Below are 23,136 nucleotides of genomic sequence, written 5' to 3' on the forward strand. Positions count from 1 at the left end.
CAGGATAAATTTTTCAGTTCTACGGGCACCGCCAGAGCAACCATTTGGCCGGTGCGTCGGTCAAGGGGCTAAGTGGGCCGCTGGCAAACACACTTTGCCCTCACCCACTGCTTCTACCTTCTCTTCTCCGCTATGAAACGCTCTTTTTACTTCAACTCCTTTTTTCTGCTCCTGGCAGCCGGCGCGTTTGCCGGCTGCACCAAAGGCTCCGTCTCGCCCGAAGCCGAAAAAGCCGACCTGCTGGTGGGCCGCTGGCAGCTCACCCAAACCGACGGGGGCCTCACGGGCCAGGTGAGCCCCGCCAACCCGGCCCAACGGCAGGAAATTGTCTTCGACAATAATCAGCAGGCCACGTTTTTGGTGAATGGCGCCGTCAGCCACAAAGCCAGGTACACGCTATTCCAAGCCAACTCCTACGTCAACCGTCGGCCCCAGACCTTCGTGGCTTACGGCCGCCGAAGCGGTACGGAAAAGGCGTTTATCGAACGGCTTTCGCCCAATCAGCTGGTCATCGTGGAAGACTATGCCGATGGCCGGGGCTACTACTACACCCGTCGCTAAGCCCGCGGCATTCCCCTTTTTCACCATGAATACGCCGTTTCGCCTCCCGCTGCTTTTTTCTCTAATTGCCGCCCTTGCCTTAGTGAGTTGCGCGCCCGATGAGGAGGAAGCCACGCCCACCCAAGTCGGCTTGGCCGGCAACTGGCGCCTGGTTCACCGGCTGTGCTACTGCACGCCCGGTCCTCCGCCCAATGAAACGGCCACTTTCACAGACACCCGTTTTTCGTTCTTCAAAAACAACCAGCCGATTTCTAGCGGCACCTATTCCGCTGCTTCGGTCACGGCCTGCGGCATTCCCATGCCTGCCCCTGGCATTCGCTTGGTGGACGCCGCCAACCTGGGCACGCGCGATGCCATCATCACTCAGCATGGCGACTCGCTGGTGCTCAACTACGGCGGCCCCTGCGATGCGCCCGTCGACACCTACCTACGCCTGCACTAGCGCCTATAGCCCCGGCCCGAGGTGCGACACCCCGTCTACCTGCGGGCGGCCGTTAAGCACCTCGGTTTGCTTGCGAATGCTCTCGATGTGAATCAGTTTGTAGAGCTCGGCCACAAACTTGTCGTTCACGTTCAGCTTGCCGGCCCACTCGGTGCGGGTATTGAAAATCTCCTGCCAGCGGTCGAACTGCAGGATTTTTACGTTATTTTCCTTCTTATACTCAGCTAGTTCTTCCACCAGCGCCATGCGGCGGGCCAGGGCCTCCACAATTTCGCGGTCGGCCACGTCCATTTTCTGGCGCAGTTCCTCGGCTTTGTTGAGGTATTCGGCGTTGTTGGAGGAACGGTAGCGGTATTTCAACTCATTCAGGATTTCGCCCAGGCGCTGGGGCGTCACCTGCTGCTCGGCGTCGCTCAGGGCGTGGTCCGGGTCGGGGTGGGTTTCGATGATGAGGCCATCGTAGTCCAAATCCAGGGCCTTTTGGGCGATGGGCAGCAGCAGGTCGCGCCGGCCGCCGATGTGGCTGGGGTCGCAGATGAGGGGGATGTGCGGGAAGCGCGTTTTCAGCTCAATGGGCAGAATCCACGTCGGCGCGTTGCGGTAGCGGCTTGGAGCAAACGTACTGAACCCCCGATGAATAGCTGCTAAATCCTGAATCCCGGCCCGCTCCAGCCGCTCCAGCGCGCCGGCCCACAGGGCCACGTCGGGGTTCACGGGGTTTTTCACCATCACGGGCACGCCGGTACCGGCCAGCACATCGGCCAGCTCCTGCACCGCGAAGGGGTTCACGGTGGTGCGCGCCCCAATCCAGAGCACGTCGATGCCGTGGGCCAGGGCTTCTTCCACGTGGCGCGGCGTGGCCACCTCAATGGTGGTGGGAATGCCGGTTTCGGCCTTCACCCGCTGCAGCCAGGGCAGCGCCACCGCCCCCATGCCCTCAAACGAGCCCGGCCGGGTGCGCGGCTTCCAGATGCCGGCCCGGAACAAATCAATTTTGCCCAGCGCCTTGAGGCCGCGGGCGGTAGTCATCACCTGTTCTTCGGTTTCGGCCGAGCAGGGGCCGGCAATGAGGATGGGCTGGCCCTTTTGGGCCAACATGCGGGTGAAGAACGTATTAGTAGCGGCGGGCATCGGAAGGGGCCAAATGAAGCGGATTTCCCAACTGGGAGCCGAAAGGCCCGGCAAACGTAACTCGTTTCAAGGGAACGTTGTTTACCGGTTACCTTCGCCGGCCCGAACGGTTCTGCTCAAAATCCCACCTCCTGCCCCACCGCCTATGTCGCCCGCCGCTCCCACCCAAGCCCCACCCATTTCCTTCGAGGATACCCGCGTAGCCTTTGCTTCCAAGTCCGATGCTCAGCTGCGCAAAGTGTACGCGCTGTTTGCGGCCATGAACAACGGCACCCTGGTGAAAACCGGCAGCGGCCTGATGAAAACGGCACTGAAATGGGGCGTGCCTGGCACGAAATTCCTCATCAAGCATTCCATTTTTGAGCAGTTTTGCGGCGGCGAAACCATTGCCGAATGCCGCCCCGTCACGGCTGAGCTGGGCAAGTACAACATCGGCACCATCCTCGACTACTCGGTGGAAGGCAAAGGCAGCGACGCCAGCTACGACCACACCCGCGACGAAATCCTGGCCACCATTGACGAAGCGCATCGGTCGAAGCACATTCCCTTCTCGGTATTCAAAGTAACCGGCGTGGCCAACGTGGCCATTCTGGAGAAAATCCAGGCCGGGCAGCTGCTCACGGCCCAGGAGGAGGCTGCCCACGCCCGCGCCGTGGCCCGCGTGGAAGCCATTTGTGCCCGTGCCCATCAGCACGGCGTCCGCCTGTTTGTGGATGCTGAGGAAAGCTGGTTTCAGCACACCATCGATTTGCTGGCCTACGACATGATGGCCAAGTATAACCGCGAGAAGGCCATTGTCTGGAACACCTACCAACTCTACCGCCACGACCGCCTCGACGCGCTGAAGGCCGCCCACGACGCCGCGGCCGAAGCCGGCTACTACATCGGCGCCAAGCTGGTGCGCGGCGCCTACATGGAAAAGGAGGCCCGCGTAGCCAAGCAACGCGGCTATCAAAACCCCATCAACCCCACCAAAAACGCCACTGACGCCCTCTACGACGAGTCGCTGCGCTACTGCGTGGCGCACATCGACCGCATCAGCATCTGCGCTGGCACGCACAACGAGGCCAGTTCCTTGCTGCTCACCCAGCTCATGCAGCAGGCCGGCCTACCCCCCCAGGACCCACGCGTGTGGTTTGCCCAGCTCTACGGCATGAGCGACAACCTCACCTATAACCTGGCCAACGCCGGCTACAACACCGCCAAGTACCTGCCTTACGGTCCGGTGGCCGCCGTGATGCCCTACCTGCTACGCCGGGCCGATGAAAACACGGCCATCGCCGGCCAGAGCAGCCGCGAATTTCTACTTATTCAGAAAGAAATTCGGCGCCGTCAGGGCAAGTAACGACCTATATCATAAAATTATAATTACCTATCAATCAAATAGTTACAGCACAAATACTGCCGACTCTGAATAATTTGGAATGATTGTGGGTACGAGCAAGCCCAAAGGGGCTGAAATTAGCTAGCTATGGCCCGGCAAAACCCTGGGCCGTGCCATTTAAATTCGCTAATTTTCAGCCCCCAAATCGGTTTTTGTTCACTTGAACCCCTATCATGATTGGTCGCATTCGCACGTATTTAATTCGTTATGCCCGGTTACAAACCGGAACGGTGAGCTACCTCACCCTGGTGCAGGAAGCCGAATTGGGATTGAATCTGGAGATTTCGCATGAAAAATCCCGTCTTAACGAGATGCTGGCCGAAATTTCCCTGACCGAGCAGGAAGAAGGGCGCCCGCCGCTGAGCTGCCTTGTGAAAGTGCAAGGCTCTAAAGGTCAAGGCGATAATTTCTATAAACTCTGCGAAAAAATGGGCATGGGCGAGTGGCGCAGCCTCAAGCAGGATGAGGAGTTTCTGAAAACCCTCATCCGCGACTGCCGCGAGTTCTGGCGCGACGAAGCCAACTTCCAGAAGTTTGCCCTACTCGGACAGCATGAGTAATTGAGAAACAGTGCCTAAGAGGCCTTCCTGCTGCTTCCATTGCGCGTGGCAGGGCGGCCTTCTTGTTTAATCAGCTTGGCACAAGCCGTAGGGAAGAAGCGCGAAAATGTTGTAAAATAAGCAGGATGTAACCTCTGCTGCGGTCCCCCCGTTAAGAGCCTCAACCAGCCGGTAGGTTGGCTCACTTTCCACATTTTCATTCCTTCCCTAGCATGAATACCAACGATTCGAACAACCCGCAAAACACCGGCACCGGCGCAGGCTCTAACTACGGCACCCAAAATACCGGCACCGGCATGGGCAACAGCACCGGTCTGAGCAATGAAGGCACCAGCTACAACGCTGGCACCGGCTCGACTTCCGGCACGGGTACCTCATCGTCTTCCGGCGCTTCGCTGGGCAACACGACTAATTCGACGGACGCTGACGACTTCAGCGCCACTGCCAAAGGTGCTGCCATTGCCGGCACCCCCGGCGCCGTAGTAGGCCGCGCCATCGACGGCGTGCAGAACACGGCCGACGAAGCGGCTCACGCCGTAACCGGCCGTCCTTACGACGACACCCCCAGCACCAACATGACCGGCATGTTCCGCGACCGCAGCAGCGCCGAGAAGGCTTACCAGTCGCTCTCGTCGCGTGGCTACGGCAAAGACGACGTGAACGTGCTGATGTCGGATGAAACCCGCAAAACCCACTTCGGTGACGACACCGCTCACACCGAGCTTGGCGACAAAGCCATGGAAGGTGCTGGCGTAGGTTCGGCCATCGGCGGCACCGCCGGTGCTATCATTGGCGCTATTGCTGCCATTGGTACGTCGGTAGCGCTGCCCGGTCTGGGCCTCATCATTGCCGGTCCGCTGGCCGCTGCGCTGGCGGGTGCCGGTGCCGGTGGCCTCACGGGTGGCCTGGTAGGCGCTCTGGTGGGCTCGGGTATTCCCGAGGAGCACGCCGCTGAGTACGAAGAAGGCATTAAGAATGGCGGCATTGTGATGGGCGTGAAGCCCCGCAACGCCGAAGATGCCAAGTACTTCGAAGATGAGTTCCGTCGCCACAACGGCGACAAGATTTACAAGTACTAAGCTCGTCGCAGGTTCCGACCTGTTTGTCATGAAAAAAGCCTTTCCCGTCTGGGAAAGGCTTTTTTGTTGCAACCTTCGGCCGGCCGGCACAGTTCTTAGGAGGTAATGGTCAGGCAGTTTTCCGCACGGGCACTTATTGCCTGTGCCGGGGCGTTTCGGAAGTAGGCAAAACTGCCCGCAGGTGCATGGCACCGGCCGTATATTTGAATTTCATCCTGTTTTATTCTTGCCAATGTCATCCTCCCGCTTGAAGGTCGGACTGTACGCCTTTTTGGTGACAGCCGTGTTTGTTCTGGCATCTTACCGGCTGTTCCGCCGGACCGACTCGGTGGTGCCGAGTAAAGACCAAGTGCTGATTGGCCTCATGATGAGCGGCCTCACCTCTCAGCACTACCAGCCCGAAAAAGTTGACGACGCCTTTTCGAAGCGCGTTTTCGACCTCTATTTGAAGCGGCTGGACTATCGTAAGCAGTTCCTGCTGGCTACCGATGTGGACCAGCTGCGCCGTTACCAGTCTCAGATTGACGACCAGGTGAAGCGTGGCAGCCACGAGTTTCTGGACCTGAGCACCAAACTTATACTGGAGCGCACCAAGGACGTGCAGGGCCTCTACCGCGATATCCTGTCGAAGCCCTTCGACTTCACTGTGGAAGAGTCCTTCCAGACGGACTTTGATAAAGCCGCCTTTCCGGCCAACAAAGCGGCCCAGCGCGAGGTGTGGCGCAAGCTGCTGAAGTACGAAACCCTCAGCCGCGTGTCGGAAATGATGGAAGCCCAGGAGAAGGCCAAAGAAGCCAAACCTACCGGCGCAACCGCCGCGCCCAGCGCCGCCAGCGCGGCTGCCCCCACCGCTGCCGAGCCCATGCGCACTCCCGCCCAAATGGAGGCCGAGGCCCGCAAGCGCGTGCTGAAATACTACGACGAGCAGTTTGAGGAACTCGGCGAAACCGACGCAAACGACCGCCTGGCCGAGTATGCCAATGCCATTGCCAACACTTACGACCCGCATACTGAGTACTTTGCGCCCAAAGCCAAGGAAGATTTCGACTACGAAATGACCGGCCGCTTCGAAGGCATCGGGGCTACACTTCGCGAAAAAGACGGCCTGATTTACATCGAAGAAATCATTCCCGGCTCGGCTTCGGCCCGGCAGGGCGAGTTGAAAAAGGGCGACGCCCTGCTGCGCGTAGCCCAGGGTGCCGCCGAGCCGGTGAGCATTGAGGGCTGGCACACGAGCAAAGCCGTGACGCTGATTAAGGGCAAGAAAGGCTCCGAAGTGCGTCTCACGGTGAAGAAGCCCGATGGCAGTACCAAAATTATTTCCATCATCCGCGACGTGGTGGTGGTTGATGACAAATACGCCCAATCATCGGTGATTACCGACAAAGGCCAGAAGTTTGGCTACCTGCGCCTGCCCAGCTTTTATGCTGATTTCAGCGACAACGGTGGCCGCAACTCCTCGGACGACGTGCGCAATGAGCTCGCCAAGCTCAATGCGGAAGGCGTGAAAGGTGTGATTCTGGATTTGCGCTTCAACGGAGGCGGCTCGCTTAGCGATGCCGTGTCGATGGCGGGCCTCTTCGTGGAATCCGGGCCGATGGTGCAGGTGCGCGACGGCCAGGGCCATGCGCAGGTGCGGAACGACAACGACCCCCGCGTGCAGTACAGCGGCCCGCTGGTGGTGCTGGTGGACAAGCACAGCGCCTCGGCATCGGAGATTCTGGCCGCGGCCATGCAGGACTACCACCGCGGCGTTATTATGGGCTCGACCAGCACCTACGGCAAGGGCACTGTACAACAGGTATTCGACCTCGACGACGCCCTGCCGGCCGAACTGAGCAGCGTGAAGCCGATTGGCTCGCTCAAGCTGACGATGCAGAAGTTCTACCGCATAAATGGGGGCTCGACCCAGTTCAAAGGTGTAGCTTCGGACATTGTGCTGCCCGACCTCTACTCCTACCTCGACGACGGCGAAAAGGAATCGGACTACCCGCTGAAATGGGACGAGATTCAGCCGGCTCGGTACAAGACCTGGGGTGATGCGCCCAACATTGAGAAGCTGCGCGCCGCCAGCAAAGCCCGGGTGGCCACCAACGCCAGCTTCCGGGTGATGGAAGAAATGGCAAAGAGCATGCGCAAGCGCAAGGACGAAACTACGGTTTCGCTCAAGCTCAGCGCCTATCAGGCCGAGCAGCGGCAATCGAAAGCTATTTCGGACCGCTACGAAGCCGCTCAGAAAACCACTTTGCCCCTGGCCTTCTCGCCCCTCGCGGCCGATTTGCGGGTGCTGGGTGGCGACACGGTGCGCATCAACCGGGCCGCCCGCCTCACCAATGGCCTCAAGAAGGATATCACCATCGGCGAGGCCGTGGCGGTGATTCAGGACGAAATCAAGCAAAAGTAGAGGAGTCAGGGTGGTTTGAAGCCATTTATGGCCTGCTAACCACCGTAAACACTCGGTTGAACGAAAGCCCCCGCATCATCTGGTGCGGGGGCTTTTTTGGCACATTTTTAGAATGACAACCTCAATAGCAAACGATAGTCATTAATTAATTGAAAAATATTTTTGTAATATGCATGCAAATTACTGATTAACAGAAACATGGTGCACATTTTAAATTGACAAAAAAGTTAGCATTAAAGCAACTAAAAACATGCCTACTGCTGTTTACTTAGCATGACGACTCAAGAGGAAACCCGCATCATTCCGCTCAACCCGCAGGTAGACGCTCCTGCCGATGAGCTTCAGCAGAAATTGGCTGATGAAAACTGGCGCAAGTCAATTCCGGCGCAGGTTTTCCTCAACTATTTCTTTGCCATTAACTATCACATTCAGGAAAACGACGACTTGCTCGGCGGGCTCCAGAACCTGCCGTTCTTCCGCAGCCACACGGCCGAGCTGAACGACGCCGACGTAGCTGCGCTCACTAAACTGCTGCACACCAGCTGGAGCACGGAGTACGCCCTACGCGCCACGGCCGAGCTGGGCGATGAAAACTTCCTGCGCAACGCCCTGCACTGGACTTTCCCGCAGGCTTATCATGCCATTCAGTCGGGCCTGCAGGCCTTCCTGTACACCACGGGTGTGCGCTCGACCAACAGCCAGCTCACCCGCCGCGAAGTGGGACGGCTGGTGGTGAAGAATGCCTACCCGCGCCCGGTATCGTTTTACGCGGCTGGCGCTTATGGTGACTTCAGCATTCATCGCTTGCCGCTAGCTGGCTACAAGGCCGGGCTGCACATTGCCAGCAAGGAGATTGATGCCCAGGCCCAGATTGGCCAGTTCCTGCGCACCACGCGCAAGATGAAGGCGCAGTGGACCCGCGCGCAGGTGCAGGCCAACCCCAACACGGCCATCCGCAGCCAGAAGACGGGCCGCCCGCTGGATAAGTGGACGTCGGCTCACTGGCAGCAGATTACCTGGCGCTTGGGCTACACCACCATCTTCGACCTGCTGGGCCGCCTGCGCATATCGGAATCGACCCGCGAGATTGAACGCTATGTGGAAGCTGATATTGATTTCAGCCTGTTTCACGCCTCGCTGCTCAACATTGTGAGCTACCTCAACGGCGTGCACGAAACCTACGTGGCCAAGGCCTTGGGCCTGGAGCGCTACCGCCAGCTGGTGGCCGAGCTGCCGGTGCACCTGCAGTCGGGCTTCGTGCAGGAGCGGCTGCATACCCGCGTTGAGCCGGTGCTGGCGCCCACGCCGCCGAGCGCCCCGGCCCTCAACGCCGAGGCTCCGCAGTACCGCATGGCCGCTTAGTCTGGACCGCGGATTCAGGCATATTTTTTGGATTTCGCGGATTTTGCTAATGGAAAGCCGCTCCGGTTTCGGAGCGGCTTTTTCGTGCCGTACTTTTGTGGTTCACTTTTTATTTATCACGGCTGAGCACTTGGCTTCTAAGTGTTCCGATTGGCTCGCTTGAATCGTCCACGAAATCCGTGGAATCCGAAAATCCGAGCGAAACGAAGTTCGGCGAAGCCAATCCGTGGTTCAGACATCATTATGCAGCACCTCAGCGAACAGGAAATTCAGCGCCGCCAGAAACTCGAAGAGCTGGAAAAGCTGGGCATTGAAGCGTATCCGTCGGAATTATTTGACGTGACGTTTTACGCCAAGGAAATCCATGACAACTACCACCCCGAGCTGAATAACTTCCAGGAAGTGACGCTGGCGGGCCGTTTGATGTCGTCGCGCGTGATGGGCAAGGCCTCGTTTGCGGAGCTGATGGACACCTCGGGCCGCATTCAGCTCTACATCAACCGCGACGAAATCTGCCCCGGCGAGGACAAGACGCTGTATAACGTGGTATTCAAGAAGCTACTCGATTTGGGCGACTTCATTGGCGTGAAAGGCCACGTGTTTAAGACGCAGGTGGGCGAAACGTCGGTGCACGTAACGGAACTGAAACTGCTCTCGAAAGCCCTCCGCCCGCTGCCCGTGGTGAAAACCCATAAGGACGAAACCACCGGCGAGGTGACGACCTACGACGCCTTCACCGACCCCGAGCAGCGCTACCGCCAGCGCTACGTGGACCTAGTGGTGAACCCCAGCGTGCGCGACACCTTCATCAAGCGCACGCAGCTGGTGCAGTCGATGCGCAATTTTCTGAACGACAAAGGCTATTTGGAGGTAGAAACGCCGATTCTGCAGCCACTTTATGGCGGGGCGGCGGCGCGGCCTTTCACCACGCACCACAACACGCTGGACATGACGCTGTACTTGCGCATTGCCAACGAGTTGTACCTCAAGCGCCTGATTGTAGGCGGGTTCGATGGAGTGTACGAGTTCAGCAAGGACTTCCGCAACGAAGGCATGTCGCGCTTCCACAATCCGGAGTTCACGCAGATGGAACTCTACGTGGCCTACAAAGACTACGCCTGGATGATGGACCTGGTGGAGGAAATGGTAGAGCGCGTGGCCATGGCCCTGCACGGCCAGACGGAGGTGCAGGTGGGTCAGAACGTTATCAACTTCCAGCGGCCCTGGCAGCGCTACACCATGTTCGAGGCCATCGAGAAGTACACCGGCAAGGCCATCGGCGAGATGGACGAAGCGGCTTTGCGCGCAACGGCGCAAGAGCTGAACGTGCACCTCGACCCCAGCATGGGCAAAGCCAAAATCATCGACGAGATTTTTGGCGAGCACGTGGAGCCCAAGCTCATCCAGCCCACATTCATCACCGATTACCCGGTAGAAATGTCGCCGCTGGCCAAGAAGCACCGCGACCGGCCCGGCATGGTGGAGCGCTTCGAGGCCATTTGCAACGGCAAGGAAATCTGCAACGCCTTCTCGGAGCTCAACGACCCCATCGACCAGCGCCAGCGCTTCGAGGACCAGCTGGAGCTGGGCAAGCGCGGCGACACCGAAGCTATGGTGCTCGATGAGGACTTCCTGCGGGCGCTGGAGTACGGCATGCCGCCCACGGCCGGCCTGGGCATCGGTATCGACCGCCTGAGCATGATTATGACCAACTCACACTCCATTCAGGACGTGCTGTTTTTCCCGCAGATGAAGCCGGAAAACGTACAGAAAGAAAAGCAGGAGGAGAAATAATTCCAACGTCTGTCATCCTGAGCGCAGCGAAGGACCTTATTACGTTTGGAACAGCTGTGAACTGTTCTTGGGTGATAAGGTCCTTCGCTGCGCTCAGGATGACAGACGATTTAAATACGCTAAAAATCGAAAAGCCCCGCACGAAATGTCGTGCGGGGCTTTTCTTTTTACAACCTTCTTACCCTTCAAACCGCTTTTCTTAACAGAAGCTTGCGATGGATTCGTCTGATTTTACTGCTGAGTTGTTTGACCAATTTCAGCAGAAGCTCCTACGACCGGCAATTTTACTGATAATATTTTCGGCCTTCTTTCAAGTTGGTTGTGAGGAGTTTTACGAAGCGAGGTGGTGGAAGTTACAACAGGGGCAAAAATGCCATAATTATGTTCCTTCTACCAAGGGCCGCTACAGCAGGGGTTGGTGGCGGAAATCATCGCCGCTGCCGTCGTAGTCAGTATCGGCATCCGGATAGTTGCCGGGGGCGTCGAGGCCTTCGAGGAGTCGGTTGGCGGCCTGCTTGTCTTCAGGTACGAAGGCTTCGGAGTTGGTGTGGCCGGGCGTTTGGCCCTGCGCTTTGGCCAGGGTGTCTTTGAAGAGCTTGCTGAGGTCGCCGCTCCACTTGGAAGCGGTGCGCTTGAGGCCGGAACGGGTTTCATCGCCGGTTTCGGGTGCCAGGAGCAGCCCGGCCACGATGCCGGCTGTGGCGCCGGCCAGCAGCGAAATGATGACTTTGCCTTTGTCGTCTTTCATGGTGTTGCGGGAAAAGAGAGATACTTGATTGATTGCATAACGCAGAAGCGGGCCGCGTTGTTGGGGGCAGCAAAAAGCCCCACGTCTTGCGGCGCGGGGCTTTTAAGCTTCAGCAAATAGCTGGGAAGACCTACAGGTCGTTCAGCATTTTGGTGATTTCGGCTTTGCCTTTGCCAAGCTTGTCTTGCAGCTTGCCCACCAGCTCGTCGCCTTTGCCTTCGGTATAGGTCAGGTCTTCGTCGGTCAGTTGAGCGTATTGCTGCTTCAACTTGCCTTTTACTTCGTCCCAGTTGCCTTTGATTTTCAGGCTGCTGCCGGGCAGCGTTACGCCGAGGTCTTCGAGCTTGCCGGCGTACTCTTTGAATTTAGCTTCGAGGTCGGAGCCCAGTTTGGTAGCCTGCTCGCCGAGCTGGCCGCTGTATTTGGAAGCAACACCTTTCCAGTTTTCGCGCGTGGCCGAGCCTTTGTCGGGGGCCAGCAGCATACCGGCGATGATGCCAGCGCCTGCACCCGCGAGGGCAGCCAAAAGGATTTTACCGGCGTTGTTTTCTTCTTCGTGGTACGACATGGTAATGGTAATGAAGGGTGAATGGGTGAAAGAATCTGAGGAGGCGCGGCTCGAACACAAAACGAAATATTCTGTTTTAGCGCCGCGTTTGGTCTGGCTGCCTATACGAAGGCTATGGTCAGGGGTTGAGCTTAGGAATAAATTTTCCGAATCGGGCCACACCTAAAGGGCCCTGTCGGTCTGGCCTCGCCCGATTCTGCGCCCGTAGGCGTAGATTCGCCCCTCCCCATGCCTGGCACCATGAAATCACCCTTGCTTCTTTACGCCGCCCTGCTGCTGGCCCCAGCCTGCCAACGCGCCACGCCCGCCACCGCCGACGCCGACTGCATCGACCCGAGCAAAGTGAAGCCCGACGGCATCTGCACCATGCAATACGAGCCCGTGTGCGGCTGCGACGGCAAAACCTACTCCAACCCCTGCGTGGCTGGCAATGCGGGCGTGCGCACCTTCACCAAAGGCCCCTGCCCCGAGGCTCAGCCCAAATAATCCCAATTCCCCGTTGCCAACCGCTCAAGACCGTTACCGCGACTTCTGCCGCACCGCGCCCGACGTGCCGGTGTTTGCGCAGCCCTGGTACCTGGATGCCTGCGCCGAAGGCGGCGCCTGGGACGTGGCGCTGGCCGAAGAAAACGGCCATGTGGTAGCGGCGCTGCCGTATTTCTTTAAGCAGAAAGGCCCATTTCGCTACGCCACCATGCCGCCGTTTGTGAAATGGCTGGGGCCGTACCTGCTGCCCGAGTTTCGGGGGGTGTTGAAGAAGGAGCATTTGCTACTGGAGGAGTTGATTAAGCAGTTGCCTGCTTTGGCGGCTTTCAAGCAGAATTTTTACCCCAGCACCACCAACTGGCTGCCGTTTTACTGGGAGAAATACCGCCAAACCACTTACTACACATACCGCCTCAATGGCTTGCACAACCTGGCCCAGATTGAAGCGGGTATCAACCGCAACATCCGGCGCAACCTGCACAAGGCGCGCGAGCAGGTGCAAGTGGTGCATAGCCTCGGCCCCGAACGGTTTTATGAGCTCAACAAAATGAGCTTCGACCGGCAGGGCCTGCCCATGCCCTATTCCTGGGCGCAGTTTCAACGGCACGATGCGGCGCTGGCGGCCAACAGCGCCCGGCAGTTTTTCTTCGCCGTGGATGCGCAGGGGCAGGTCCACTCGGCTTCGTATTTGATTTGGGATAAGCAAGCGGCCTATTATCACCTCGCCGGCGACGACCCAGCCCTGCGCGACAGCGGCGCGGGCATCCTGCTAATTTGGGAGGCCATTCGCTACGCCAGCGAGGTATTGGAGCTGGCCTGCTTCGATTTTGAGGGCAGCATGCTGCCCGCGGTGGAGCGCATCCGGGTGCAGTTTGGGGCGGTGCAAACGCCGTATTTCTTTGTGTGGAAGTATAATTCGCGGCTTTTTGAGCTGTTGGAGCGCGTGAAACCGTAATAGTTGAACATCAAAAGAGAACGTCATGCAGAGCGCAGCGAAGCATCTTGCCCGCTACTACTAATCCGGATGATTGAATTGCGTTGTGCGGTAAAGATGCTTCGCTGAGCTCTGCATGACGGCCTGTTAATCCTAATTAACACTCTTATTTTCAAATATATGCCCGAAAAACGCTACGTCCTCAACCCCTCCCCTTTCGTGGTGCCCACTACCGATGGCAAGCTCATCGAAGAACACGTGGGCGGTGCCAGCACCGGCACCTCGGCCTACAGCCTGGCCCACATGGTGGCCCCGCCGCTCTGGAGCGAGCCGCACCAGACGCCCAGCTTCGACGAAATCACCATTGTGGTGCGCGGCCGGAAGCGGTTTGAAATCGATGGCGACGTGGTGGAATTGCAGGCCGGGCAGGCCTTGCTGATAAAAGGCGGGGCGCGGGTGCGCTACTCCAATCCCTTTAATGATGAGTGTGAGTACTGGTCTATTTGCGTGCCGGCCTTCAGCCCCGACACGGTGAACCGCGAGGCTGAATAACCATCGTATTTTCCATTAAGTCAGTACATTTAGCCGCATGGACCAACGCATCATCGACCTCTTCGACGAATACACCCACGCCCCGCTGTCCCGCAAGGATTTCATGGAGCGGCTGGTGAAACTGGCTGGCGGCACCGCCCTGGCCTTTTCGGCCCTCTCGGTACTAGAGCCCGGCTACGCGGCCGCCGCCACCGTGGTACCAGAAGACGATAACCTGGAAACCGAGGAAGTGAGCTGGCCCGGCGACGGCGCCACCGTACGCGGCTACCTGGTGAATCCGAAAGGCAAGAAAAAGCGCGGTGCCGTGGTCGTCATCCACGAAAACCGGGGGCTGACGCCGCACATTAAGGACGTGACGCGGCGCGTAGCGCAGGCGGGCTACCTGGCGCTGGGTGTGGATGCGCTGAGCGTGGTAGGTGGCACGCCGGCCGACGAGGACGAGGGCCGGAAGCTCATCGGCCAGCTCGACCCGCTGAAAAACCTGAACAACTACCTCGCGGCCCTCACCTATCTGCGCGGCCGGCCCGACTGCAACGGCCGCACCGGCGCCGTGGGCTTCTGCTGGGGCGGCGGCCTGGTGAACCAGTTGGCCGTGCACGACCCCAAACTGAACGCCGGCGTGGCCTACTACGGTGCCCAGCCCAAGGCCGAGGATGTGCCCAAAATAAAGGCCGCCCTGCTGCTGCACTACGGCGGACTCGATACGCGCATTAATGCTGGCATTCCGGCCTACGAGGCAGCCCTGAAAGCGGCCGGCACCAAGTACGAGCTGTATGTGTACGAGGGTGCCAACCACGCCTTCAACAACGACACCTCGCCGGCCCGCTACAACGCCGAAGCCGCCAAGCTGGCCTGGGACCGCACCCTGAAACTATTCAAGGAAAAACTGGGATAGTTGGGCAACCGCGGCGGTTTTAGCGGCATCTTTGCGGTATCGACCGGTACTCATGTCGCGTAAGAAGCTACCCCTTCTCTTCGCTGCCTTGGCCTTCAAAGCCACGAGCAGCATGGCCCAAAGCCAGCCATCCCCGGCGCGGCAACCCGTTACTGACCCTGACTATCAGCAGGTGACGGTGCCGGTGCCCCGCGCCGTGTCGCTGGTGACGGACGTGGCGGCGGCGCTGTTTTCGCGCAGCTCCGACGGCAAAAGCAAAGTGCAGGACATCATGGACCGCCGCCGCAAACGCTCCGAAACCGGTGACCAAAACCTGAAAGTGAGTATTCCGAAGAACGGGCTGACGCGCACGCTGGGGCTGGTGGAGTGAACCAGCGTTTGACTAACTAAAAAAACGTCATGCTGAGCGCAGCCGAAGCATCTCTACCGCAGGAGTAAATAATTACCTCCTCGGTAGAGATGCTTCGGCTGCGCTCAGCATGACGTTTTTTTTTTTAGCGCATACCGCCAACGTGCTCTACTGCGGCTTCGCCGCTGCAGGCAGCGGCTTACGGGGCAGTTTCTGGTCGCGCATGGCGGCATCGTACACGAAGCTGGCTACTACCACGGACGCCTGTTTCAAGTCGTCGGCGATGAGGCGGTCGTAGGTGTCCTGGTTGGTGTGGTGGGTGGTGGGGAAATAGTCGAGGCCATCTTGGATAAACTGGAAGCCGGGCAGGCCCACGGCGTCGAAGGCGATGTGGTCGGTGCTACCGGTGTTGCGCAGCGTCACGGTGCTGGCGCCGAGGTCGGCGAAGGGCGCGAGCCACTGCTGGAAGATGGGCGCCACAGCCTCGTTGCCCTGGGCGTAAATGCCGCGGATTTTGCCGGCGCCGTTGTCGAGGTTAAAGTAGGCGGCCAGCTTCTCGTGCTCGGGCTTGAGCTGCATGGTGGTGGGGTCGGCGAAGTGGTTTTTCACGTAGCCGCGCGAGCCGTGCAGGCCCTCTTCCTCCTCGCCCCACAGGGCAATGCGGATGGTGCGGCGCGGCTTCAGGCCGCTGGCTTTGAGGATGCGGACGGCCTCCATCATCACGGCACAGCCGGCGGCATTATCCGTAGCGCCGGTGGCGGCGTGCCAGGAATCGAGGTGGCCGCCGAGCATGACGACTTCGGATTTCAGCTTTTTGTCGGTGCCGGGAATTTCGGCCACCACGTTGTAGCCTTTCAAATCCTGAGTCTGGAAGCGGGTTTTGGTTTCCATCTCCACTTCTACCGGCACGCCGGCTTCCACCAGCCGAATGAGGCGCAGCTGGTCCTCGGGCGCGGTTTCAATTTCAGGCAGCGCGGGCTTGGCATCGGCGGCGTAGGGGGCGCCGTTGCTGGTGTTGAAGGTGCCGTAGATGCCGCCGCGGGCACTGAGCACGCCGGCCGCGCCTTCGCTCACCAGCATCTCGGCCACGGCGGTGCGCAGGGCGGCCATGGCTTTGCGGGAGGCCAGCATGGTGGCATCGGGCGCGGTGCGGGCTGGGGCGGTGGCCGGCTCGGTCATCTTTTTGAGGTCCTCGTCGGAATAGCGGCGGATGGCGCCCTCGGTGGCGGGCTTGGGCGGGGTAGCCACGCTCATCACCACGATTTTATCGCGCAGCTGGCCTTTGTACTGGGCCAGGTCGGCTTCGGTGGCGGCTTTCATTACGACAACCTGCTTGCGCACGGGGCCGGGCGTGCTGGGCGTCCAGGCCTTCGGGATGCCTACGATGGTGTGGTAGTAGGGCGCCGTCATGGCCACGTACGACTTCTCGATGTCCCAGCCGCGGCCGAAGTCGCCCCAGGCTTCGATGTTGGCGTTCACGAGGCCGTATTTGGCGAGCTGGGCTTTGGTCCACTCGTTGGCGCGCTTCAGGCCGTCGGAGTTGGCGAGGCGCGGGCCGTTCACGTCGGTGAGGTAAAAGGCGGTTTCCATCACCTTGGAGCGGTTCATGCCTTCGTCGCGGATTTTGGCGAGGGCCGCCGCGTCGAGTTTTTCAGCCGTTTGGGCCCAGGCGGGCGCTGCTGTAGCCAGCGTGCCGGCCAGGGCCAGGAGCATCAGTTTGTTCATTGAAAGGGGATTGAATGGGCTTTTGTATCGGTCTAAGGTAAGCAAAACGGCAAACGTGTGGCAGCGGGCATGAAGCCCCAAAAGCCTGAAAACCGGCTCCTCGCGGCATTCCTGGAGACGCTTTCCGTGGTTCGGTCTGGCAATAGCACCGGTTGGTCGGTGCCTGGCGCCTCCCCGTCCACCCTGGCGTTTTTGGTCGCAGTTCGGCCGGTGGTTTGCAAATACCCTGGCAGGATGAGTCGATTCTCACCTCCGGCGCCCGCTGTCTGCAGCATTCGAGCCCAGCTTTTTTCACTTCCCTTCTTCACCCCTCTTCATCTAGAAACCATGAAAGCTTCCTTGTTTTCCATCATCGCCGCTGCTGCCCTCTTCACTTCCTCCGCCGCCTTTGCCGCCGAGGGGCCCTTCGACCACCGCTACGATGGCCGTGACGACCGCAACAGCAAAGACTTCAACTACGGCTACGACCGTAACCACCGCGTAAGCAATGCCGAAAAAGCCCGCTGGGAAGCTGCCCACCGCAACGACGGCCGCCGGGATGACGACCGCCGCAACGACCGCGACGACGACCATTTCGACCGCAACCAGAACTATGGCTTCGACCGCAACCACCGCGTAACGGCCCAGGAACGTGCCCGCTGGGAAGCCCAACAACGTGCTCAGCGCGAAGCTCAGGAACGGGCCCAGCGCGAAGCTCAGGAGCGCGCCCGTTACGAAGCAACTCACCGCCAATATGGCCACCGCTAAGATGGCCGGCCGGCGCTAAAGCCTGATTTGGGCGATGATTCGGACCTCTTGGTCCAGCTTAATGCGCCAGCGCTGGCTTTCCGCCCCACGTTTGCACTGCTTGTGTGAACCACCCGTGGAGATGTGGCCCCCGGCACTGCGGTGTCGGGGGCCCTTTCCAGCAGTCTTGCCCTCTATTCTTTTTTTAACATCACCCCCCACCAAACCCATGAAAACCTCATTCCTTTCCATCCTCGCGGCAGCCAGCCTGATGGCCAGCACGGCAATAGCCGCGCCCGCCACCAGCCACACTGCCGCCACCGTGCTGCAGAACCCCTACGACCGGCAGAACGACCGCAACGACAAGGACTTCAATTACGGCTTCGATAAGAAGCACCGCGTGACGCCCGACGAGCGCAAGCGCTGGGAAGAAGCCCACCGCAACGACCGCAAAGACGACAAGCATGACCGCAAAGACGAGCGGAAGTACGACAAGCGCGACGACCGCAACGACAAAGATTTCAACTACGGCTTCGACAAAAAGCACCGCGTAACGAACGAGGAACGCGCCCGCTGGGAGGCCGCCCACCGCAACGACGGGCGCCGCTAAGCCGCGCACCGGCCCGAACTGACGCAAAAAGTCCCGCTTGATTACTCTCGTTGGGACTTTTTCGTACAACGCTTTTGCAAGACCCATTTCCGTTTCTCACCTCCCAACCATTCCAACCAATTTCATGAAAAAGTCCCTGTTGCTCCTGCTGGCCGCCTGCGCCATCACCATTGGCAGCGCCGCTGCCCAAACCACCCCCGGCGATGGCATGCAAGGCCAAGGCGGCGGCTACGGCCGTATGCAAGGCAATCCTGATGAGATGGCCAAGCGCCAGACCGAGCGCATGACCCAGGAGCTCGGCCTCAGCGCCGACCAGTCGGCCAAAGTGCAGCAAATCATGCTGGCCCGCGGCCAGGAAATGCAGGCCATGCGCGGCCAGGCCGGCGGCGACCGCGACAAGATGCGCGAGCAAATGCAGGCCAGCCGCACCAAATACGACGCCCAGTTTAAAGAAGTGCTGACCGCCGACCAGTACACCAAATACACCGCCATGGAGGCGAACCGCATGAACCGCGGCGGCGGCCGTGGCATGGGCGGCCCCGGTGGCATGGACGGCCGGCCCGTTGATGGCGCCAGCATCGACAAGATGAAAGCCAAAACGGACGACGGCGAAAAAGTCAAAGTAAAGGGCGACAAGGTGAAGACCAAAGTCGATGACGTAAAGACGAAAACCACTAACTAAGCCGTTGCTCCCGGCACTGTTTAGACAAAAGCCCCGGCTATCTGGCCGGGGCTTTTTGTTTTTCAGGCATTTAGAACCCTATAGATTAACGTCATGCTGAGCTTGTCGAAGCATCTCTACCGCGCAACGTAATTATTTACTAGTGCGGTAGAGATGCTTCGACAAGCTCAGCATGACGTTCTTCCTATCCGGCAGTGTAAACGCCTCAAACCAGCGGACCCAGCAGCTTGTCGGGGGTGATGGGCAACTCGCGCACGCGCCGGCCGGTGGCGTGGTACACGGCGTTGGCCACGGCGGCACTGAAGCCCACCAGCCCGATTTCGCCCAAGCCCTTGGCGCCAATGGGGTCGAGGACCGGGTCGGGCTCATTGATGAACTCGACTTCAATGGCGGGAATGTCGGCGTTCACGGGCAGGTGGTAGTCGGCCAGGTCGTGGTTCACCACGCGGCCGTAGCGGTGGTCGAGGCGGGCTTCTTCCAGCAGGGCAATTCCTATTCCCCACACCACCGAGCCCAGCACCTGGCTGCGGGCGGTTTTGGCGTTGAGCACCCGGCCCGCGTCTACCACGCTCACCACCCGGCTCACCCGCACCTCGCGGGTGAGCGGATGCACCCGCACTTCCACGAAATTGGCGCAAAACGACTTACCCGAGTAGTTTTTCATCTCCGGCGACTCTTCGGCTTTCTGCGTCACCTCCAGCGCCGGCAGCCTGTGCTGCTTCAGCACCTCGCCGAAACTCAGGCGTCGGCCGTTCTTTTTGGCGGAGATGACGAAGCCACTATCGACGGTCAATTCTTCGGCTTTAACCTTGCCTAGTGCCTTGCCCGGCACGCTCACGGCCAAATCCAGCAGCTGCTTTTTCAGCGCCGCGCACACCTTGTGCACGGCCGAGCCCACCGACGTAGCCGTGTGCGAGCCGGCCTGCAAGGGCGCGTCCGGCAGCGCGGACTCGCCCAGCTCGAAGTGGATGCTGGCGGCGGGCACCCCGCTGGCATCGGCCGCAATCTGCGTCATGATGGTGGCGGTGCCGGGGCCGGTGTCGGCGGTGGCGCTTTGCACCAGCAGGGTGCCATCGGGCAGCAGGCGGGCGCGGGCAGTGGCCGCGCTGCGCTCGGCTTTGTAAATGCCGGTGCTCATGCCCCAGCCCACGAGATAGCCGTCGGCCTGCATAGAGCGGGGCGCGGGCAGGCGTTTGCTCCAGCCGAAGAGCGCCGCGCCGCGCTCGTAGCATTGGCGCAGATGCTTGCTGCTCCAGGGTTTGCCGGTTTCGGGGTCGCGGTCGGCGTAGTTTTTCAGGCGCAGGGCCAGCGGGTCCATGTTGAGGGCCACGGCTAGTTCGTCCATAGCGCTTTCCAGGGCAAAGGAGCCGCTGGTTTCGCCGGGGCCGCGCGTCCAGGCCGGCGTGCTCAGGTCGAGGGGCACAAGACGGTAGTGGGTGTTCAGGTTGGGCACCGCGTAGGCCGATTTGGTGGGGTGCACAATGCGCTCCTCGAACTGCTCGTGGCGCGAGGTGCCGCCGTAGGCTCGGTGTGTGAGGCCCACCAACGTGCCATCGGCCTGGGCGCCGAGGCCCAGGCGTTGGATGGACTGCGGCCGGTAGCCCACTTGGTTGAACTCGTGGTCTCGCTGGTTCATCAGCTTCACCGGCCGGCCCACCAGCTTCGCTCCCAAAATAGCGGCCACTTCCGGCGGCCAGATGCGCGACGAGCCCCCGAATGCCCCGCCCACAAACTGCGAATGCACCTGCACACTCTCGGCCGGCAATTGGAACATGCGCATCAAATCCTGCTGCGCCAATTTGGGCCCCTGCGTTTTGGTATAGACCGTCAGCTTCTCACCTTCCCAAAGCGCCACCACGGCGTGCATTTCCATGGGGTGGTGCACCTGCAGGGGCGTACGGTATTCCTGCTCAATGTGCACGGGCGCTGTTTTATAGGCGTCGGGCTGGCCGCGCAGGTACTCGCCTTCTTTTTTCGGCGTCAGGTTTTGGGCGAGGCTTTTCGCCAGGTCTGTCTGGTGCGGGCTCGTTTCATATTCTACCCGAATAAGCGAGGCGGCGTATTGCGCCTGCTCCAGTGTTTCGGCCACAGCCAAGGCCACGGGCTGGTTGCTGAAATGCAGCTGGTCGTCGAAGAAAACCTTCACTTCCTGGCCTTCCACGCGCGGGTTTTTGGCAGTTTCGGCCTTCAGGTAGCCGGGTACTTTGGGCGCGTTCAGGTGCGACACGATGCGCAGCACGCCGGGCGCCTGCTCGGCCGCCGCCACGTCGAGCCGCCGGATGCGGCCGCGGGCAATGGCACTGCACACCAGCACGCCGTGCGCGCAATCCGGCAGGGCGTATTCGGCGGCGTAGCGGGCCCGGCCGGTCACTTTCAAGCGGCCATCCACGCGGTTGAGCGGGGCCCCGGTGCTGGGCGGGGCTGGCGGAGTATTTTCCATAGCAGTTGGGTAGAATAATACCCTGGCTGTACGGCATGGTATGGCGGGCGTTTCACCCAATTGCCCGGAATGGTTTGGGCAACCGGACATAACGCGGACGTTGCAGTCCGCGTCCGCACACCGTTAAAATTGTTCGGGTGTCCGCCGGGGGCGCGCACTACAGCGTCCGCGCTACATCCTCACGCTGCCACGGCCACCCGCTTCCGGGCCTCGGCAATGGCCGGCGCATGCGCCGCGGCCCAGTTGCCGAATTCAATCACGGCACCCAGCAGGCTTTGGCCCAGTTCGGTGAGAGCGTATTCCACGCGAGGCGGCACCTCGGCATATACAGTGCGCGCCACCAGCCCATCGGCTTCCAGCGCCCGGAGCGTGACCGTGAGCATGCGCTGCGAAATGCCGTCGATGCGCTTGCGTAATTCATTGAAGCGCAGGCTGTCGGTGCTGCCCAGGTGCAGAATAGACAGCAAAGACCATTTGTCGCCGATGCGGTCCAGAATGTCGCGCACGGGGCACAGGCCGAAGCCGTTGACCGGCACGGTAATAATTTTTTTGGCCGCCGCCCGAACTTCAGCGGCTTGATTTTCAACAACAGTTACTTCCATGTGCCTTGGGCAGAATTAAATGCCTTCTTGCGCCGGGACAAAAGGGCCGAATACCTTTGAGTTACCAAAAGTAACCATTGGCCCTTAAACTCCCAACTATATGATTGCCATCACCGGCGCCACCGGCCACCTCGGCCTCGCCACCATCCAAGCACTCACCGCCAAAATCGCGCCTTCCGAAATCGTCGCCGTGGTGCGCGACCCGCAAAAAGCCGCTGACACCCTCCCGCAGGGCGTGGTGGTGCGCCAGGGCGACTACAACGACCCGGCCTCGCTCCTCGCCGCCTTCCAGGGCGTCGAAACCGTGCTGCTCATCTCCACCAGCGAGCTGGAATACGAAGCGCGGATGCGCGAGCACAAAAACGTGATTGACGCCGCCAGGCAAGCGGGAGTACGCCACCTCGTGTACACCAGCGTGGTCAATCCATCGGCAGAATCGGCGTTCGGCGCGTCGCCCGGCCACTTCGCTACCGAAGAATACCTGCGCGCCTCGGGCCTGACCTATACCATTTTGCGCAACACGCTCTACCTTGACATCATCCCGATGCTGGTGGGCGAAGGCACGCTGCCCAGCGGCCAGCTTTACGCCTCGGCCGGCGATGGCAAGGTGAGCTACGCCCTGCGCGCTGAAATTGGCGAGGCGTTGGCCAACGTGCTGGCCGGCCAAGGCCACGAAAACCAGGTGTACGACATCGCCCCCGGCCCCGCCTACTCCTTCCAGGATATTGCCAACGGCTTGAGCGAAGTGACCGGCCAGCCCGTAGCCTACGTGCCCGTATCGGGCGAGGACATTGCGGCCGGCATGCGTCAGCACCAAGTGCCCGAGCCCTTCATCAACCTGCTGCTGGGCATGAACCAGGCAATAAAAGACGGCGAGTTCGACGCGGCCAGCCCCGCGTTTGAGCAACTGTTGGGCCGCAAGCCGACGGGTTTGAAAACGTACTTGGCGGGCGTGTACGGCAAGTAATTGTTGAACGAATGTAGCCAGAAAGCTCCCCGGCGGGCCGCTGAATTGCGGCCCGCCGGGGAGCTTTCTGGCGTTTCCACCCGCCGCGCTAGCAACTGCAGCCACCGCAGTTACTGCAGATGCACAACTTGTTTG

Annotated in this window: 23 protein-coding genes; 17 read left to right on the top strand and 6 right to left on the bottom strand. The window is 60.1% G+C overall.

From position 1 onward, the window contains the following. Nucleotides 1–132 precede the first annotated feature (132 nt). Together Q4S41_RS15445 and Q4S41_RS15450 are read left to right on the top strand one after the other, a co-directional pair. Nucleotides 133–561, top strand: a complete 429-nt coding sequence (locus tag Q4S41_RS15445; RefSeq protein WP_305032025.1) for a hypothetical protein — start codon at nucleotides 133–135, stop codon at nucleotides 559–561. A gap of 25 nt (nucleotides 562–586) precedes the next feature. After that, nucleotides 587–1,003 carry a hypothetical protein gene (locus Q4S41_RS15450; protein ID WP_305032026.1) on the top strand — a complete coding sequence of 139 codons (417 nt, stop codon included), beginning with the start codon at nucleotides 587–589 and terminating at the stop codon, nucleotides 1,001–1,003. A 3-nt stretch (nucleotides 1,004–1,006) separates the two neighbouring features. On the opposite strand, the gene Q4S41_RS15455 is transcribed toward Q4S41_RS15450, so the two are convergent. Beyond that, a complete protein-coding gene (locus tag Q4S41_RS15455; RefSeq protein WP_305032027.1) occupies nucleotides 1,007–2,134 on the bottom strand; it encodes a chorismate mutase in 1,128 nt (375 codons plus the stop codon). 145 nt (nucleotides 2,135–2,279) lie between these two features. Here Q4S41_RS15455 and Q4S41_RS15460 point away from each other — a divergent pair, with 145 nt between their 5' ends. The 6 genes from Q4S41_RS15460 (at nucleotide 2,280) to lysS (ending at nucleotide 10,717) form a co-directional block, all read left to right on the top strand. Further along, nucleotides 2,280–3,479, top strand: a complete 1,200-nt coding sequence (locus Q4S41_RS15460) for a proline dehydrogenase family protein (RefSeq protein WP_305032028.1) — start codon at nucleotides 2,280–2,282, stop codon at nucleotides 3,477–3,479. Between the two features lie 212 nt (nucleotides 3,480–3,691). Continuing rightward, on the top strand, nucleotides 3,692–4,078 hold the full coding sequence (locus tag Q4S41_RS15465) for a hypothetical protein (protein WP_305032029.1): 387 nt from the start codon (nucleotides 3,692–3,694) through the stop codon (nucleotides 4,076–4,078). A gap of 212 nt (nucleotides 4,079–4,290) precedes the next feature. Beyond that, on the top strand, nucleotides 4,291–5,157 hold the full coding sequence (locus Q4S41_RS24595) for a hypothetical protein (protein WP_369811310.1): 867 nt from the start codon (nucleotides 4,291–4,293) through the stop codon (nucleotides 5,155–5,157). A 232-nt stretch (nucleotides 5,158–5,389) separates the two neighbouring features. Beyond that, nucleotides 5,390–7,561, top strand: coding sequence for a carboxy terminal-processing peptidase (locus tag Q4S41_RS15475; RefSeq protein WP_305032030.1), 2,172 nt, complete (start codon nucleotides 5,390–5,392; stop codon nucleotides 7,559–7,561). A gap of 273 nt (nucleotides 7,562–7,834) precedes the next feature. Continuing rightward, nucleotides 7,835–8,923, top strand: coding sequence for a hypothetical protein (locus Q4S41_RS15480; RefSeq protein WP_305032031.1), 1,089 nt, complete (start codon nucleotides 7,835–7,837; stop codon nucleotides 8,921–8,923). Between the two features lie 243 nt (nucleotides 8,924–9,166). Then, complete coding sequence (gene lysS, locus Q4S41_RS15485) at nucleotides 9,167–10,717, top strand: lysine--tRNA ligase (protein WP_305032032.1); 1,551 nt, start codon at nucleotides 9,167–9,169, stop codon at nucleotides 10,715–10,717. 403 nt (nucleotides 10,718–11,120) lie between these two features. On the opposite strand, the gene Q4S41_RS15490 is transcribed toward lysS, so the two are convergent. Both Q4S41_RS15490 and Q4S41_RS24600 read right to left on the bottom strand, forming a co-directional pair. Continuing rightward, nucleotides 11,121–11,465: a YtxH domain-containing protein gene (locus tag Q4S41_RS15490; protein WP_305032033.1), complete on the bottom strand. Its 345-nt coding sequence runs from the start codon at nucleotides 11,463–11,465 to the stop codon at nucleotides 11,121–11,123. 130 nt (nucleotides 11,466–11,595) lie between these two features. Next, nucleotides 11,596–12,033, bottom strand: coding sequence for a CsbD family protein (locus tag Q4S41_RS24600; protein WP_369811311.1), 438 nt, complete (start codon nucleotides 12,031–12,033; stop codon nucleotides 11,596–11,598). A gap of 240 nt (nucleotides 12,034–12,273) precedes the next feature. Between Q4S41_RS24600 and Q4S41_RS15500 the strand changes: the two genes are divergently transcribed. From Q4S41_RS15500 to Q4S41_RS15520, 5 genes are all read left to right on the top strand, one after another. After that, nucleotides 12,274–12,519, top strand: coding sequence for a Kazal-type serine protease inhibitor domain-containing protein (locus Q4S41_RS15500; protein ID WP_305032034.1), 246 nt, complete (start codon nucleotides 12,274–12,276; stop codon nucleotides 12,517–12,519). A gap of 13 nt (nucleotides 12,520–12,532) precedes the next feature. Then, nucleotides 12,533–13,474 carry a GNAT family N-acetyltransferase gene (locus Q4S41_RS15505; protein ID WP_305032035.1) on the top strand — a complete coding sequence of 314 codons (942 nt, stop codon included), beginning with the start codon at nucleotides 12,533–12,535 and terminating at the stop codon, nucleotides 13,472–13,474. A 159-nt stretch (nucleotides 13,475–13,633) separates the two neighbouring features. Beyond that, nucleotides 13,634–14,005, top strand: coding sequence for a cupin domain-containing protein (locus tag Q4S41_RS15510; protein WP_305032036.1), 372 nt, complete (start codon nucleotides 13,634–13,636; stop codon nucleotides 14,003–14,005). Nucleotides 14,006–14,042: 37 nt separating this feature from the next. Beyond that, nucleotides 14,043–14,900: a dienelactone hydrolase family protein gene (locus Q4S41_RS15515; RefSeq protein ID WP_305032037.1), complete on the top strand. Its 858-nt coding sequence runs from the start codon at nucleotides 14,043–14,045 to the stop codon at nucleotides 14,898–14,900. Between the two features lie 88 nt (nucleotides 14,901–14,988). Beyond that, on the top strand, nucleotides 14,989–15,270 hold the full coding sequence (locus tag Q4S41_RS15520; protein WP_305032038.1) for a hypothetical protein: 282 nt from the start codon (nucleotides 14,989–14,991) through the stop codon (nucleotides 15,268–15,270). A 147-nt stretch (nucleotides 15,271–15,417) separates the two neighbouring features. On the opposite strand, the gene Q4S41_RS15525 is transcribed toward Q4S41_RS15520, so the two are convergent. Next, nucleotides 15,418–16,974 (bottom strand): M28 family metallopeptidase, encoded by a 1,557-nt coding sequence (locus Q4S41_RS15525; protein WP_305032039.1) that lies wholly within the window; start codon nucleotides 16,972–16,974, stop codon nucleotides 15,418–15,420. Nucleotides 16,975–17,301: 327 nt separating this feature from the next. Here Q4S41_RS15525 and Q4S41_RS15530 point away from each other — a divergent pair, with 327 nt between their 5' ends. The 3 genes from Q4S41_RS15530 to Q4S41_RS15540 all read left to right on the top strand — a co-directional run bounded on the left by Q4S41_RS15530 (nucleotide 17,302) and on the right by Q4S41_RS15540 (nucleotide 18,992). After that, on the top strand, nucleotides 17,302–17,721 hold the full coding sequence (locus tag Q4S41_RS15530) for a hypothetical protein (RefSeq protein ID WP_305032040.1): 420 nt from the start codon (nucleotides 17,302–17,304) through the stop codon (nucleotides 17,719–17,721). A 208-nt stretch (nucleotides 17,722–17,929) separates the two neighbouring features. Beyond that, nucleotides 17,930–18,310 carry a hypothetical protein gene (locus Q4S41_RS15535; protein WP_305032041.1) on the top strand — a complete coding sequence of 127 codons (381 nt, stop codon included), beginning with the start codon at nucleotides 17,930–17,932 and terminating at the stop codon, nucleotides 18,308–18,310. A gap of 124 nt (nucleotides 18,311–18,434) precedes the next feature. After that, nucleotides 18,435–18,992: a hypothetical protein gene (locus Q4S41_RS15540; protein WP_305032042.1), complete on the top strand. Its 558-nt coding sequence runs from the start codon at nucleotides 18,435–18,437 to the stop codon at nucleotides 18,990–18,992. Between the two features lie 205 nt (nucleotides 18,993–19,197). Here the strand turns inward: Q4S41_RS15540 and Q4S41_RS15545 are convergent, their stop codons facing one another. Together Q4S41_RS15545 and Q4S41_RS15550 are read right to left on the bottom strand one after the other, a co-directional pair. Beyond that, entirely contained in the window at nucleotides 19,198–21,432 is a 2,235-nt protein-coding gene (locus Q4S41_RS15545) for a xanthine dehydrogenase family protein molybdopterin-binding subunit (protein ID WP_305032043.1), read from the bottom strand. Nucleotides 21,433–21,611: 179 nt separating this feature from the next. Continuing rightward, the gene (locus Q4S41_RS15550) at nucleotides 21,612–22,034 is read right to left on the bottom strand and encodes a winged helix-turn-helix transcriptional regulator (RefSeq protein ID WP_305032044.1); all 423 of its coding nucleotides are present in this window, start codon (nucleotides 22,032–22,034) and stop codon (nucleotides 21,612–21,614) included. Nucleotides 22,035–22,134: 100 nt separating this feature from the next. Between Q4S41_RS15550 and Q4S41_RS15555 the strand changes: the two genes are divergently transcribed. Beyond that, nucleotides 22,135–23,001, top strand: coding sequence for an SDR family oxidoreductase (locus Q4S41_RS15555; RefSeq protein WP_305032045.1), 867 nt, complete (start codon nucleotides 22,135–22,137; stop codon nucleotides 22,999–23,001). Nucleotides 23,002–23,136 lie beyond the last annotated feature (135 nt).

The organism is Hymenobacter convexus (genome assembly GCF_030580955.1).
In the GTDB taxonomy this organism is placed as follows: domain Bacteria; phylum Bacteroidota; class Bacteroidia; order Cytophagales; family Hymenobacteraceae; genus Hymenobacter.

Bases quoted from the DNA above. Each gene is read 5' to 3' on its own strand.
- Q4S41_RS15525 (WP_305032039.1), bottom strand. From the start codon at position 16,974: ATGAACAAACTGATGCTCCTGGCCCTGGCCGGCACGCTGGCTACAGCA.
- Q4S41_RS24600 (WP_369811311.1), bottom strand. From the start codon at position 12,033: ATGTCGTACCACGAAGAAGAAAACAACGCCGGTAAAATCCTTTTGGCT.
- Q4S41_RS15480 (WP_305032031.1), top strand. From the start codon at position 7,835: ATGACGACTCAAGAGGAAACCCGCATCATTCCGCTCAACCCGCAGGTA.
- Q4S41_RS15540 (WP_305032042.1), top strand. From the start codon at position 18,435: ATGAAAAAGTCCCTGTTGCTCCTGCTGGCCGCCTGCGCCATCACCATT.
- Q4S41_RS24595 (WP_369811310.1), top strand. From the start codon at position 4,291: ATGAATACCAACGATTCGAACAACCCGCAAAACACCGGCACCGGCGCA.
- Q4S41_RS15450 (WP_305032026.1), top strand. From the start codon at position 587: ATGAATACGCCGTTTCGCCTCCCGCTGCTTTTTTCTCTAATTGCCGCC.
- Q4S41_RS15510 (WP_305032036.1), top strand. From the start codon at position 13,634: ATGCCCGAAAAACGCTACGTCCTCAACCCCTCCCCTTTCGTGGTGCCC.
- Q4S41_RS15515 (WP_305032037.1), top strand. From the start codon at position 14,043: ATGGACCAACGCATCATCGACCTCTTCGACGAATACACCCACGCCCCG.
- Q4S41_RS15500 (WP_305032034.1), top strand. From the start codon at position 12,274: ATGAAATCACCCTTGCTTCTTTACGCCGCCCTGCTGCTGGCCCCAGCC.
- Q4S41_RS15555 (WP_305032045.1), top strand. From the start codon at position 22,135: ATGATTGCCATCACCGGCGCCACCGGCCACCTCGGCCTCGCCACCATC.
- Q4S41_RS15530 (WP_305032040.1), top strand. From the start codon at position 17,302: ATGAAAGCTTCCTTGTTTTCCATCATCGCCGCTGCTGCCCTCTTCACT.
- Q4S41_RS15460 (WP_305032028.1), top strand. From the start codon at position 2,280: ATGTCGCCCGCCGCTCCCACCCAAGCCCCACCCATTTCCTTCGAGGAT.
- Q4S41_RS15455 (WP_305032027.1), bottom strand. From the start codon at position 2,134: ATGCCCGCCGCTACTAATACGTTCTTCACCCGCATGTTGGCCCAAAAG.
- lysS (WP_305032032.1), top strand. From the start codon at position 9,167: ATGCAGCACCTCAGCGAACAGGAAATTCAGCGCCGCCAGAAACTCGAA.
- Q4S41_RS15475 (WP_305032030.1), top strand. From the start codon at position 5,390: ATGTCATCCTCCCGCTTGAAGGTCGGACTGTACGCCTTTTTGGTGACA.
- Q4S41_RS15535 (WP_305032041.1), top strand. From the start codon at position 17,930: ATGAAAACCTCATTCCTTTCCATCCTCGCGGCAGCCAGCCTGATGGCC.
- Q4S41_RS15545 (WP_305032043.1), bottom strand. From the start codon at position 21,432: ATGGAAAATACTCCGCCAGCCCCGCCCAGCACCGGGGCCCCGCTCAAC.
- Q4S41_RS15490 (WP_305032033.1), bottom strand. From the start codon at position 11,465: ATGAAAGACGACAAAGGCAAAGTCATCATTTCGCTGCTGGCCGGCGCC.
- Q4S41_RS15445 (WP_305032025.1), top strand. From the start codon at position 133: ATGAAACGCTCTTTTTACTTCAACTCCTTTTTTCTGCTCCTGGCAGCC.
- Q4S41_RS15550 (WP_305032044.1), bottom strand. From the start codon at position 22,034: ATGGAAGTAACTGTTGTTGAAAATCAAGCCGCTGAAGTTCGGGCGGCG.
- Q4S41_RS15465 (WP_305032029.1), top strand. From the start codon at position 3,692: ATGATTGGTCGCATTCGCACGTATTTAATTCGTTATGCCCGGTTACAA.